At 29.8% G+C, this 11446-nt stretch carries 15 protein-coding genes and 3 tRNA genes; 13 read left to right on the top strand and 5 right to left on the bottom strand.

The window, feature by feature from the left end:
* The first annotated feature begins 1 nt into the window (after position 1).
* Together ACTT9U_RS05390 and ACTT9U_RS05385 are read left to right on the top strand one after the other, a co-directional pair.
* Positions 2 to 1006: an alcohol dehydrogenase catalytic domain-containing protein gene (locus tag ACTT9U_RS05390; RefSeq protein WP_440932145.1), complete on the top strand. Its 1005-nt coding sequence runs from the start codon at positions 2 to 4 to the stop codon at positions 1004 to 1006.
* A 210-nt stretch (positions 1007 to 1216) separates the two neighbouring features.
* On the top strand, positions 1217 to 1867 hold the full coding sequence (locus ACTT9U_RS05385; RefSeq protein ID WP_440932144.1) for a DUF3047 domain-containing protein: 651 nt from the start codon (positions 1217 to 1219) through the stop codon (positions 1865 to 1867).
* Position 1868: 1 nt separating this feature from the next.
* On the opposite strand, the gene ACTT9U_RS05380 is transcribed toward ACTT9U_RS05385, so the two are convergent.
* Positions 1869 to 2009, bottom strand: coding sequence for a hypothetical protein (locus ACTT9U_RS05380; RefSeq protein WP_440932143.1), 141 nt, complete (start codon positions 2007 to 2009; stop codon positions 1869 to 1871).
* A gap of 56 nt (positions 2010 to 2065) precedes the next feature.
* Between ACTT9U_RS05380 and ACTT9U_RS05375 the strand changes: the two genes are divergently transcribed.
* A complete protein-coding gene (locus ACTT9U_RS05375) occupies positions 2066 to 2488 on the top strand; it encodes a YbgC/FadM family acyl-CoA thioesterase (protein ID WP_440932142.1) in 423 nt (140 codons plus the stop codon).
* Here the strand turns inward: ACTT9U_RS05375 and ACTT9U_RS05370 are convergent.
* Positions 2478 to 3158 (bottom strand): uracil-DNA glycosylase, encoded by a 681-nt coding sequence (locus tag ACTT9U_RS05370; protein ID WP_440932141.1) that lies wholly within the window; start codon positions 3156 to 3158, stop codon positions 2478 to 2480. The genes ACTT9U_RS05375 and ACTT9U_RS05370 overlap by 11 nt on opposite strands.
* A gap of 2 nt (positions 3159 to 3160) precedes the next feature.
* On the opposite strand from ACTT9U_RS05370, the gene ACTT9U_RS05365 reads away from it, so the two are divergent.
* Positions 3161 to 3718, top strand: a complete 558-nt coding sequence (locus ACTT9U_RS05365) for a histidine phosphatase family protein (protein ID WP_440932140.1) — start codon at positions 3161 to 3163, stop codon at positions 3716 to 3718.
* 5 nt (positions 3719 to 3723) lie between these two features.
* Entirely contained in the window at positions 3724 to 3849 is a 126-nt protein-coding gene (locus ACTT9U_RS05360) for a hypothetical protein (RefSeq protein WP_440932139.1), read from the top strand.
* On the opposite strand, the gene ACTT9U_RS05355 is transcribed toward ACTT9U_RS05360, so the two are convergent.
* The 3 genes from ACTT9U_RS05355 to ACTT9U_RS05345 are packed head-to-tail and all read right to left on the bottom strand — an operon-like array spanning position 3846 to position 4678.
* On the bottom strand, positions 3846 to 4277 hold the full coding sequence (locus tag ACTT9U_RS05355; protein WP_440932138.1) for a hypothetical protein: 432 nt from the start codon (positions 4275 to 4277) through the stop codon (positions 3846 to 3848). The genes ACTT9U_RS05360 and ACTT9U_RS05355 overlap by 4 nt on opposite strands.
* Positions 4264 to 4434: a hypothetical protein gene (locus ACTT9U_RS05350; protein ID WP_440932137.1), complete on the bottom strand. Its 171-nt coding sequence runs from the start codon at positions 4432 to 4434 to the stop codon at positions 4264 to 4266. Before ACTT9U_RS05350 ends, ACTT9U_RS05355 begins: the two co-directional genes overlap by 14 nt.
* The gene (locus ACTT9U_RS05345) at positions 4427 to 4678 is read right to left on the bottom strand and encodes a DUF1289 domain-containing protein (RefSeq protein WP_440932136.1); all 252 of its coding nucleotides are present in this window, start codon (positions 4676 to 4678) and stop codon (positions 4427 to 4429) included. The genes ACTT9U_RS05350 and ACTT9U_RS05345 overlap by 8 nt, the downstream gene beginning before the upstream one ends.
* A gap of 103 nt (positions 4679 to 4781) precedes the next feature.
* Here ACTT9U_RS05345 and ACTT9U_RS05340 point away from each other — a divergent pair.
* The 8 genes from ACTT9U_RS05340 (at position 4782) to ACTT9U_RS05305 (ending at position 11444) form a co-directional block, all read left to right on the top strand.
* Positions 4782 to 4866 (top strand) — tRNA-Leu (locus tag ACTT9U_RS05340).
* A 9-nt stretch (positions 4867 to 4875) separates the two neighbouring features.
* Complete coding sequence (gene tig / locus ACTT9U_RS05335; protein WP_440932135.1) at positions 4876 to 6309, top strand: trigger factor; 1434 nt, start codon at positions 4876 to 4878, stop codon at positions 6307 to 6309.
* 32 nt (positions 6310 to 6341) lie between these two features.
* A complete protein-coding gene (clpP, locus tag ACTT9U_RS05330; protein ID WP_440932134.1) occupies positions 6342 to 6953 on the top strand; it encodes an ATP-dependent Clp endopeptidase proteolytic subunit ClpP in 612 nt (203 codons plus the stop codon).
* 92 nt (positions 6954 to 7045) lie between these two features.
* Positions 7046 to 8314 (top strand): ATP-dependent Clp protease ATP-binding subunit ClpX, encoded by a 1269-nt coding sequence (clpX, locus tag ACTT9U_RS05325; RefSeq protein ID WP_440932133.1) that lies wholly within the window; start codon positions 7046 to 7048, stop codon positions 8312 to 8314.
* 57 nt (positions 8315 to 8371) lie between these two features.
* The gene (lon, locus tag ACTT9U_RS05320; RefSeq protein WP_440932132.1) at positions 8372 to 10750 is read left to right on the top strand and encodes an endopeptidase La; all 2379 of its coding nucleotides are present in this window, start codon (positions 8372 to 8374) and stop codon (positions 10748 to 10750) included.
* Positions 10751 to 10798: 48 nt separating this feature from the next.
* Positions 10799 to 10874, top strand: a tRNA-Val gene (locus tag ACTT9U_RS05315).
* A gap of 14 nt (positions 10875 to 10888) precedes the next feature.
* Positions 10889 to 10965 (top strand) — tRNA-Asp (locus ACTT9U_RS05310).
* A 110-nt stretch (positions 10966 to 11075) separates the two neighbouring features.
* Positions 11076 to 11444 carry an NADH-quinone oxidoreductase subunit A gene (locus ACTT9U_RS05305; protein WP_014953138.1) on the top strand — a complete coding sequence of 123 codons (369 nt, stop codon included), beginning with the start codon at positions 11076 to 11078 and terminating at the stop codon, positions 11442 to 11444.
* Positions 11445 to 11446: the final 2 nt, after the last annotated feature.

Raw genomic sequence — 11446 nt, 5'->3', positions numbered from 1 at the left:
TATGAAAGCATTAGTTTACACAGGAACTCAAGAACTGGTTTACCGTGATGAACAAAATCCAATTGAGGTTGATGGGGAGAGTATTTTAAAAGTACATGCTTCGGGTATTTGTGGATCTGATATGCATGCTTATCACGGTCACGATGAAAGAAGAATTCCACCACTAATACTTGGCCATGAAGTAAGTGGTGAAGTTCAAAATGGAAAATACAAAGGCAAAGATGTTGTATTAAATCCTCTAATTACTTGTGGAAAATGTGAATACTGTACATCAGGGAGAGAACATTTGTGTTCAGAGAGAATGATTTTGGGTATGAGTAAACCTATAGAAAGACAAGGCGTGTTTGCTGAATATGTTTCAACACCTAATAAGAATATTTATGAAATACCTGATGGTTTAGATAAAAATGATGCGCCAATAGCTGAACCCACAGCCGTTTCATTACATGCTGTTTTAATTGGTGAACAATCATTAAAAAAACCATTGTCTGATTGCCGTACTTTAATCCAAGGCGGAGGTGCTATTGGATTACTTTGTGGACTAATACTCTCAAAAATAAAAGGAAATACAAATATTACTTTATCCGATCCTAACAAACTAAGATTAGATGAGTGCTCAAAGTATTTAGATGCAAAATTTGTTGCTCCTAATCATAAAGAAATTCAAAGCAATAGTTTCGATATAGTATTCGATACGGTAGGCCTTGAAATATCAAGACAACAAGCAATTGAAGTGGTGAAGCCAGGTGGCTCAATTATTCATATAGGACTCACTCAACCAGCTGGTACTTTTAATTTTAGAAAAATGACACTCCAAGAAATAACTGTTATTGGTACTTATTGTTATACAAACAGAGATTTTGAGCAAACACTATCAATTTTATCAAAAAAAGAGATTGGACCATTAAATTGGATTGAATTTAGAGACTTAAAAAATGGTGGAGATGCGTTTAAACAGATCCACGATGGCACATGTGTTGCACCTAAAATTATTCTGTTACCTTAGAAAAATAAGTTTCATTTTTACTATATTTGGCTCTGCTTAATTTAAAATCTTTAGACATCACAGGTGCAAAAAGAATTACTGACCAGTAAATTAAAAGTATAAAAATTGAGATTGTCTTCACAATTTATACATAGAAAAAAATATTGAAGATTGATTGTTTAAATTATGTCTAAATGTTGAAATAAAATAAATTTTTAATATAAGCATTTCATGTTAAAAAAAATATTATTAGTCCTTAGTTTATTAACTTTGTCTTCTCAATCTTATGGAGAGGTTATAAAAGTTTTTGAATTTAATGAGAGTGAACTGTCTAATCTTGAAGAAAAAAAGGTTAGAGGAGCAAAAAATAAAACTATTTTTTCAATCGGGACTAATGAAAATGGAAATTACCTTAAGGCAGTATCTTCAAATGGTGGCTCAGGTATTGGGAAGGAAATAAATATAGATTTAGAAAAAACCCCATTTTTAAATATAACTTGGAAAGTAGAACAAGGTTTATCTGGAATAGATGAAAGAAGTAAAAAAGGTCATGATTTTGCAGCCAGAATGTTTGTTGTAAAAAAAACTGGTGCCACACCACTGTCAAACAGAGCTATAAATTTTGTGTTTTCCAGTAACGAAGATATTGGTCAATTCTGGCCAGGCCCATATTTCAGTAAGTCAATTGACTATGTTTTGTCATCAACAAAAGAGAATTCAAATGAGTGGGTTAGTGCGAAAGCAAATGTTAAAGAGTTATTTAAACAATTACATGATTTAGATCTTAGAAATTTAGATGGTGTAGCTTTAATGGCAGATACGGATAATTCCAAATTAAACTCTGTAGCTTATTATCAGAATATTTTTTTCTCAGCAGAATAAGCTACATCTTAAATTTTTTTTTTAATATAATTGAGAAGAGAGATAATAATACAGCGATTATTACATCCTCCAAAGGTGTAGCATCTGGATATCCAAAATTCCATCCAATAACCAAAATTAACCAAACTACAAATACATTCATGTAAGAGACTATATCTTACTTTGTATAATTTGTTTAATTTTTTGATATAATTAATTATGCACGAAAATTTTTTTCATAACATAAAAGTTTATTATGAAGACACAGACTCGGGTGGTGTAGTTTATTATGCAAATTATTTAAAATTTTTAGAACGAGCTAGAACAGAAGCTTTATTTTCTATAGGTTATAGTAATAAAAAAATTAAAGAAAAATTCAATTCCTTAATAATCGTTAAATCATGCAATATTGATTATAAAAAATCTGCAAATCTTGAAGATGAGTTAAAGATTAGATCTTTTGTTAAATCAATTACAAAAACTTCTTTTTTTATGAACCAGATTATTTCAAGAGACGACGAAACAATTGTTGAGGCACAAATACACTTGGTGTTTGTAAATGAAAATGGCAAACCAGTAAAAATTCCAGATGAAATTTATTCACAATTTAAACCTTATTTTTGTGACAGCATCAAAACTTAGCAATTTTTTTAGCTTCAATAAATAAATCAGAAATCATTTTTCTTGTGACTACTTTTGTATTTATATTTCTTGGACTTGGGTGATAACAAGCAATAATAATTCTATCATCTGGAAGTAAATATTTTTTGCCGTGTTTAAACTTAAATTTTTCTATTTGATCAAACTTTTTTTTGTAAATTTTAATGCAATTATCAAAAGCAACTTTCCCTAGTGCTACAATCACTTTTAATTCTTTAAGATTTTCAATTTCTGAATTGAAGTATTTGGAGCAATTTGCGAGTTCAGTAATTTTAGGTTTATCTTCAGGTGGCACACATTTCAAAACATTTGTCACATAAGTATATTTTAATTTTAATCCATCATTTAAATTTTTTGAATAATTTTGATTTGAAATTTTAGCTTTGTAAAGACATTCAAATAATACATCTCCCGATTTATCTCCTGTAAATGCCCTTCCTGTTCTTGTTCCGCCATGAGCAGCAGGTGCTAAACCTAAAATCATTAGTTTTGAATTATTATTACCAAAACCAGTTACAGGCTTACCCCAATATTTCTCATTAATATTTTGAGGTCTTTTTTCTTTAGCAATTTTTTTAATAAATTTATTAAGTCGTGAGCATTTTTTACATTTAATTATTGTTTTATTAAGATTTTTAAATTTAATACTCATTAATGAGAATTTTATATTTAACTTTATTAATTATTATATCCTTTACAACTTCAATAAAAGCAAATGAAAAAGATCAAACTATAGATATTTTAAAAAGAGGTGGAAATCTAATTTTTATTAGACATGCTTATGCTCCAGGTGGAGGGGATCCAGAAAATTTTAATATCAATAATTGTAACACACAAAGAAATCTAAATTATGATGGTAAAAAACAATCAGTAAAAATTGGAAAGTTATTTTTATCTAATGAGATACCGATTGATGAGGTGCTTTCTAGCAATTGGTGTAGATGTAAAGACACAGCTAAACTCGCATTTAAAAATTATAAAACTATAAATTTTTTAAATTCTTTTTTTAGTGCTAAATTTGCTCATAACCGCAAACAGCAAATGAAAGATCTGAAAAATTATGTAAAAAATTGGGATGGAAATAAAAATCTAGTTTTAGTAACCCATTATGTAGTGATAACCGAAGCCTTAGGTTATGCACCATCTTCAGGAGAAATTGTTGTATCTGACAAAAATTTTAATAAGATTGGTAGTATTGAAATAGAGTATTAAATATTATGTCCTCAAAGAGAGCCATGAAACAAGCACAAAAACAAGCATTCGCAAAACATAGAAGCAATATAACTAGCAATAGATTTAACTCTAAAAAATCAAAATTTTCAAAAAATAAAAAAAAGAGTTAACTTTCTTTTTTGTATCTCTCTAAGTTTTTACACGAAGAAATTTTTGTAATACCTTCTTCATTATTTATTACAGTTTTAATAAATATATCTTTGCTATCTTTCTTAAATAATAATTGAGTAAAAAATTGAGGGTATCCCATTCTATCAGTCAAAATATTTTCTCCCTCAAGATAAATAAAACTTTCAATAGTATTTTTCTTTTTTGTGCTCAAATCTGTTATCCTGTATTTTTGAAAAGTTTTTTCATTAAATACATAATTTCTTGTCATAGTGAGTTTTTCTAAATCAAGAATATATTCATTTTTTAAAAACCCATCTTTGAAGTTATCACATGCACTTAATTCAATTATTTCAGAATGCGCTATACTTACTTTAGATATCAGGAGTGTTATAAATGAAATGTAGATGAAAAACTTACTGTCTCTCATCTTTTTCAACCAAAAATAAACCAACTAATAGAAAAGCTGTCCAAATAATTCCAATTAAAGCCTTAGGACTGGTATTAGCACTCCATAAATCCAGTACCAAAGCACCAAAAACTAATCCTGCTATATAGATAATAATTAAAATTGTTGATTTATTCATTTAGTAATTTTTTTTTAAATAGGGATATACCATTTTGAATTTTATATTCATATGACTCGTTAAAACTTTCTAGTTGCCAGCCCGTTAATCTTGATCTTATTTGTTTAATATTATTATCTTTCCACTCATCACTCGTTTCTTCAGCTTTCCAAGCCTTTTTTTCATCATTACTTCTTCCACAACCATAACAATAACCTGTTTGTGGATCAGTTCGGCAAATGCTTATGCAAGGTGAGATAATCATAATTAATAAATATAATTCATATTTATATAATAAAAATTAGGTTTTTCATCAGAATTGTCATTGGACAAATAGTTTCAATAATATATAAAGCCCATAAATTTGTGGGGCGATGGCGGAATTGGTAGACGCGTTGGTCTTAGGAACCAATATGGCAACATGTGAAGGTTCGAGTCCTTTTCGCCCTACCAAAAAAAATTATGAAAGTTACTGTAGAAAATAAAAAAGGCTTAAACAAAGACATAAAAGTATTCGTCGATAAAAAGACAATGGATGGATACATGGATGAAAAGTATGAGGAAATAAAGGGTACAGTAAATTTAAAAGGTTTTAGACCAGGTAAAGTTCCCAAAGAAATTTTAAAAAGACAATTTGGTAAGGCTATATTTGGTGAAGTTCTAGACAAAGTTTTAAAAGACACATCCACAAAAGCTCTAGAAGAAAATAAAATTAAGCCTGCTGGTCAACCAAAATTAGATTTGAAAACTTACGGTGAAGATAAAGAATTAGAGTATATTATATCCGTAACAGAGCTACCAAAGGTTGAAGTTAAAAATATAGAAACTATTAAATTTGATGAATACACTGTCAAAATTGATGAAAAGGAAACTGATAAAAGAATTCAAGAGATTGCAAAAAATCAACCAAATTTTAAAGACGTAGAAAAAGAAGTTAAGTCAAAAGATGGTGATCTTGTTGTGTTTGATTACAATGCAACAGTTGATGGAAAAGAATTCAAAGGAAGTGAAGGTAAAAATACACAATTAACTCTTGGTAAAGATTTATTTTTAAAAGGGTTTGATAAACAGTTAACTGGAGTTAAGAAGGATGATGAAAAAACAGTTGAAGCTGTTTTGCCTGAAAATTTCCCAGAAAAAGATTTAATTAATAAAACAGCTAAATTCGTATGCAAAATTACTGCAGTTAAAAAACCTGAGCCAGTAGAAATCAATGATGAATTTGCAAAAAATTTAGGAGCTAAAGACTTAAAAGATTTGAAAACATTAATTACAAAACAAATTAATGATGAGTACAAAAATTCATTAGAAAGATTATCTAAAAATCAAATTTTAAAAGAAATTGAAAAATTCAAAGTTGATGAAATTCCTGAAAATTTAATTGAGGAAGAGGTTAAAATTTTATCACAAGGAATGTCTGAAGAAGATGCCAAAAAAAGTAGAAAGAATTTTGAAGATATCGCAAAAAAGAGAATTAAAGTTGGTTTAATCTTAAATGAGTTTGGTGAGCAAAATCAGGTGAAAGTTACTGAACAAGAGTTGCAAGCTGAAGTTCAAAAACAAGTTAGAATGATGCCAGGTCAAGAAAAAATGGTAATGGATTTTTATCAAAAAAACCCATCAGCAATTTCAAGCTTAAGAGGAACTGTTTATGAGGAAAAAATTATTTCTTTGATTAAAGAAAAAGCTAAAGCAAATAAAAAAGAAGTTAGTAAAGAAGAAGCTGAAAAAATATTAAAAGAAAGTCAGAAGGTTGAAGCAACAAGTGCTGCAAAAGAAGAAAAAACTAAAACATCATCTGATAAAAAAGCTCCAGCTAAAAAGGCTCCAGCTAAAAAAGCTTCACCAAAAACTACTAAAGCAAAGCCAAAAACAAAAAAAGTTAGCAAAAAGTAAGCACAAGTTGTATAAATAGAGAGAATCAATTTATGACAACAAAATTATCAGAACATATGAATACATTAGTTCCAATGGTAGTGGAACAGTCTAGCAAAGGTGAAAGAGCCTACGATATATATTCAAGATTACTTAAAGAAAGAATTATTTTTTTGACAGGTCAAATTAATGATAATGTTGCATCGTTAGTAACAGCTCAATTATTATTTTTGGAGGCTGAAGATCCAAAAAAAGAAATTTATCTTTATATAAATAGCCCAGGTGGTTTGGTCACTGCTGGTTTGGGTATCTATGATACCATGCAATATATAAAACCAGAAATTTCTACTTTATGTATCGGTCAAGCAGCTTCTATGGGGTCGTTTCTTCTGGCAGCAGGAAGTAAAGGAAAAAGATTTTCACTTCCTAATTCAAGAGTAATGGTTCACCAACCTTCAGCAGGTTTTCAAGGTCAAGCAACCGACATAGAAATACATGCAAATGAAGTACTTTCTTTAAAAAAAAGGTTGAATGAAATTTATTCAAAACATACTGGTAAAACTGTTGATGAAATCAAAAGCGCTTTGGAGCGAGATAATTTTATGACCGCAGAAGTCGCTAAACAATTTGGTTTAATAGACGAAGTTGTTGAAAAAAGATCATAATACACAATATATTGACACAATTATTAATAGAACTTGATCTAAGAGAGTCTTCTATAATAAGATATTAATATTGATTCGTTTCAAAATTTAATATGAACACTAACAACAAAAATATTCTTTACTGTTCTTTCTGCGGGAAGAGTCAACACGAAGTAAGAAAGTTAATTGCAGGTCCAACTGTTTTTATTTGTGATGAATGTGTTGAGTTATGCATGGATATAATCAAAGAAGAAAGTAAAGACACATTTGTAAAACATCAAGATGGATTACCTTCGCCAAAAGAAATTTGTACTGTATTGGATGATTATGTAATTGGACAAGCTCACGCAAAAAAAGTTTTATCAGTTGCTGTTCATAATCACTATAAAAGATTAAATTATGAAACTAAGACAAGTAAAAATGTTGAATTATCAAAATCTAATATCCTTTTAGTTGGTCCTACTGGATGTGGTAAAACTTTATTAGCTCAAACTCTTGCAAGAATTTTAGATGTGCCTTTTACAATGGCAGATGCAACAACTTTAACTGAAGCAGGTTACGTTGGTGAAGATGTTGAAAATATAATTTTAAAACTTTTACAAGCTGCAGATTACAATGTTGAAAAAGCTCAGAGAGGAATTGTATATATTGATGAGGTAGATAAGATAAGTAGAAAATCGGAAAACCCATCAATTACAAGAGATGTATCTGGTGAAGGTGTTCAGCAAGCTTTATTAAAAATTATGGAAGGAACTGTAGCGAGTGTTCCTCCTCAAGGTGGTAGAAAACATCCTCAACAAGAGTTTCTTCAAGTAGACACAACAAATATATTATTTATTTGTGGTGGAGCATTTGCTGGTTTGGATAAGATTATTTCTCAAAGAGACAAAGGTACCTCTATTGGATTTGGTGCAGATGTAAAAAATACTCAAGATAAAAAAACTGGTGAATGGATGAAAACTTTAGAACCTGAAGATTTATTAAAATATGGTTTAATTCCAGAATTTATAGGAAGACTACCTATGATTGCAACTTTAGAAGATTTGGATGAAAAATCATTGATTAAAATTCTACAAGAGCCAAAAAATTCTCTTACAAAACAATATCAAGAATTATTTAAATTAGATGGTGCTAAACTTGTATTTAAAGATAATGCATTAAAAGAAATTGCTCTTAAAGCAATTAGAAAAAAAACTGGAGCAAGAGGATTGCGTTCAATTTTAGAAAACATTCTTTTAAAGACTATGTACGACTTACCAAGTATGGATAATGTAGAAGAAGTAATTGTTGATGCCGGTGCTGCAAAAGGACAGTCACAGCCTATAATTGTTCATGCAAAAGGAGATTCCAAGTCAAAATCAGGAAAAACTTCAGCTGCTTAATCTTAATAACTAACAAAAACCTATTGCAAATTTTAATATAATATCCATATTCATGGTATGGAAGTTAAGCATTCATTACCGTTATTACCTTTAAGAGACATAGTTGTCTTTCCAAGTATGGTTATTCCATTATTTGTTGGACGAGATAAATCTATTTCAGCTCTTAATGAAGTAATGAAAAAAGAAAAAAAGATAATTTTAGTAACACAAAAAAATTCAGAAATTGATGATCCAAAAAAAACCGATGTTTTTATGTATGGTTGTGAAGGTAATATCCTTCAATTACTCAAACTTCCTGATGGCACGGTAAAAGTTTTAGTTGAGGGAATTAAAAGAGTAAAGATTCTAGATTTTAAGGATAACGAAAAATTTATAACTTGCGATTATTCACACTTTAATGATGTAAATGAAAAAAATGAGGACTTGTACCCACTTGCAGTTACGGCTGTAAGAAGATTAGAGAAACTTACATCTATAAATAAGAAAATTTCAAATGAAACAATAAATACAATAAAACAATTAAAAGACCCTTCACAGATTGCTGACAATATTGCCTCTCATTTAACAGCAACAATATCTGAGAAACAGCAGATTTTTGAAACTGTAGATATTAAGAAAAGACTTAATGCCATTATTAAAATTATGGAAAATGAAACTTCAATCATTGGAGTTGAAAAAAGAATTAGAGGAAGAGTTAAAACTCAAATGGAAAAAACTCAAAGAGAATATTATTTAAATGAGCAACTTAAAGCCATACAGAAAGAATTAGGCGAAATTGAAGATGGTAAAGATGAAAGCACAAGCTTAAACAAAGCTATCTTAAAAGCAAAAATGCCTAAAGACGTTGAAAAAAAATGTCTTCAAGAATTGAAAAAATTAAAAAATATGAGCCCAATGTCAGCTGAGGCAACAGTTGTAAGAAATTATTTAGACTGGATGACAGAACTTCCTTGGCACAAGAAAAGTGAGGTAGAAATTGATCTAGCTAAAGCTTTAAATATTTTAGACAAAGATCATTATGGCTTGGAAAAAATTAAAGAGAGAATTATCGAATTTCTTGCAGTTCAAAAGAGAATGGAAAAAATTAAAGGTCCAATTTTATGTTTAGTTGGCCCACCAGGAGTTGGTAAAACTTCTTTAGGAAAATCTATTGCAAAAGCCACAAATAGAGAATTTGTAAGAATATCAGTTGGTGGTATGAGAGATGAAGCAGAGATAAGAGGTCATAGAAGAACTTATATTGGTTCATTGCCAGGCAAGATTATTCAAATGATGAAAAAAGCTGGAACTAAAAATCCATTAATTTTATTAGATGAGATTGATAAAATTGGAAACGATTATAGAGGAGACCCTTCATCTGCTTTACTAGAAGCATTAGATCCTGAACAGAATGTTACTTTTAATGATCATTATTTAGAAGTAGATTATGATCTATCAGATGTGATGTTTGTAACCACAGCTAATACTCTAAATATACTTCCACCATTGTTAGACAGAATGGAAGTAATCAGATTAGCAGGATACACAGAAGATGAAAAAATAAATATTGCAAACAAATACCTATTACCAAAACAGATTAAAGATAATGGTGTCAAAGAAAATGAGATGAAATTAGAGGATGATTTAATCAAAGAAGTAATTAGAAGTTACACAAAAGAATCTGGAGTTAGAAACTTAGAAAGAGAAATATCTAAGCTAGCTAGAAAAGTTGTAAAAAAAGTAGTTGCAGGTGAAGAAAAGGAAGTTGCAATCAATACTAAAAATTTATCTGACTTTCTTGGAGTTGCAAAATATAAATTTGGAGAACTAGAGTCTAAAGACAAAGTTGGTATTGTTACTGGTCTTGCTTGGACAGAATATGGTGGAGAAATCTTAAAAATTGAAACAGTCACAATGCCAGGTAAAGGCAGAATGCAAATTACAGGAAAGCTTGGTGACGTAATGCAAGAATCAGTGAAAGCTGCAAAATCATTTGTTAGATCTAAGTGTTTGCAATATGGGATAATACCTCCTTTATTTGAAAAGAAAGATTTTCACATCCATGTTCCAGAGGGAGCAACACCAAAAGATGGCCCTTCAGCAGGTATTGGAATGGTAACTTCAATTGTTTCTTCAATTACAAATATTCCTGTAAGAAGAGACATAGCAATGACTGGTGAGGTAACTTTAACAGGACAAGTATTAGCAATTGGAGGATTAAAAGAAAAATTACTTGCAGCTCACAGAGCCGGTATCAAACAAGTTTTAATTCCAAAAGAAAATGAAAAGGATTTAGTTGATATTCCAAAAAAAATAATTGATGAAATCAAAATAACACCTGTTGAATATGCTGATGAAGTATTGAAAATAGCACTTACAAAAGAATTGAAAAAAACAGAGTGGGTAGAAGTAGATTTATCTAAAAAAGATGATAAATCACAAGCAAGTATTCAATAATAATTAATTTACATTTTCTAATCCTTGATGTAATAGTAGCTGGTTTTTGGGCGGTTAGCTCAGTTGGTAGAGCATCTCGTTTACACCGAGGGGGTCAAAGGTTCGAGTCCTTTACTGCCCACCAAAAACTCCATAAGTGGGGGTGTAGCTCAGTTGGTTAGAGCGATCGCCTGTCACGCGATAGGTCGAGGGTTCGAGTCCCTTCACTCCCGCCACTTTATTCCAATAAAAGCATACAAAACAACATCAAATTGTTATTCTCTATTACCAATAATGTGACCTATCTACACTTCATCAACTAAAAAAAAATGATATATAGATTTCAATGTTATCCGAATTTTTAAAAGATTATTTACCAATAATATTATTTTTAATTATTGCACTTGGATTGAGCTGTGCTTTTGTTTTGGTCAATTTTGTACTCTCGCCAAAAAATCCAGATCCTGAAAAATTATCTGCATATGAATGTGGATTTGAGCCGTTTGAAGATTCTAGAATGGAGTTTGATGTAAGATTTTATCTAGTGGCAATACTTTTTATTATATTTGATTTAGAGATTGCTTTTTTATTTCCTTGGGCTGTTTCTCTTGGAAGCATTGGTATTTTAGGATTTACTTCAATGATGATTTTTTTATTTATTCTAACAATTGGTTTCATTTATGAATGGAAAAAAGGCGCTTTAGATTGGGAATAGAA

The sequence above is a fragment of the Candidatus Pelagibacter sp. genome, assembly GCF_052049975.1.
Taxonomy (GTDB): Bacteria; Pseudomonadota; Alphaproteobacteria; order Pelagibacterales; family Pelagibacteraceae; genus Pelagibacter.
The sequence above is the reverse complement of the archived record's forward strand: the minus strand, read 5'-3'. Positions and strand labels throughout refer to the sequence as shown.

Excerpts from the sequence above, each read along its gene's own strand:
- ACTT9U_RS05390 (WP_440932145.1), top strand. The coding sequence starts at position 2 with ATGAAAGCATTAGTTTACACAGGAACTCAAGAACTGGTTTACCGTGAT.
- ACTT9U_RS05385 (WP_440932144.1), top strand. The coding sequence starts at position 1,217 with ATGTTAAAAAAAATATTATTAGTCCTTAGTTTATTAACTTTGTCTTCT.
- ACTT9U_RS05380 (WP_440932143.1), bottom strand. The coding sequence starts at position 2,009 with ATGAATGTATTTGTAGTTTGGTTAATTTTGGTTATTGGATGGAATTTT.
- ACTT9U_RS05375 (WP_440932142.1), top strand. The coding sequence starts at position 2,066 with ATGCACGAAAATTTTTTTCATAACATAAAAGTTTATTATGAAGACACA.
- ACTT9U_RS05370 (WP_440932141.1), bottom strand. The coding sequence starts at position 3,158 with ATGAGTATTAAATTTAAAAATCTTAATAAAACAATAATTAAATGTAAA.
- ACTT9U_RS05365 (WP_440932140.1), top strand. The coding sequence starts at position 3,161 with ATGAGAATTTTATATTTAACTTTATTAATTATTATATCCTTTACAACT.
- ACTT9U_RS05360 (WP_440932139.1), top strand. The coding sequence starts at position 3,724 with ATGTCCTCAAAGAGAGCCATGAAACAAGCACAAAAACAAGCATTCGCA.
- ACTT9U_RS05355 (WP_440932138.1), bottom strand. The coding sequence starts at position 4,277 with ATGAGAGACAGTAAGTTTTTCATCTACATTTCATTTATAACACTCCTG.
- ACTT9U_RS05350 (WP_440932137.1), bottom strand. The coding sequence starts at position 4,434 with ATGAATAAATCAACAATTTTAATTATTATCTATATAGCAGGATTAGTT.
- ACTT9U_RS05345 (WP_440932136.1), bottom strand. The coding sequence starts at position 4,678 with ATGATTATCTCACCTTGCATAAGCATTTGCCGAACTGATCCACAAACA.
- tig (WP_440932135.1), top strand. The coding sequence starts at position 4,876 with ATGAAAGTTACTGTAGAAAATAAAAAAGGCTTAAACAAAGACATAAAA.
- clpP (WP_440932134.1), top strand. The coding sequence starts at position 6,342 with ATGACAACAAAATTATCAGAACATATGAATACATTAGTTCCAATGGTA.
- clpX (WP_440932133.1), top strand. The coding sequence starts at position 7,046 with ATGAACACTAACAACAAAAATATTCTTTACTGTTCTTTCTGCGGGAAG.
- lon (WP_440932132.1), top strand. The coding sequence starts at position 8,372 with ATGGAAGTTAAGCATTCATTACCGTTATTACCTTTAAGAGACATAGTT.
- ACTT9U_RS05305 (WP_014953138.1), top strand. The coding sequence starts at position 11,076 with ATGTTATCCGAATTTTTAAAAGATTATTTACCAATAATATTATTTTTA.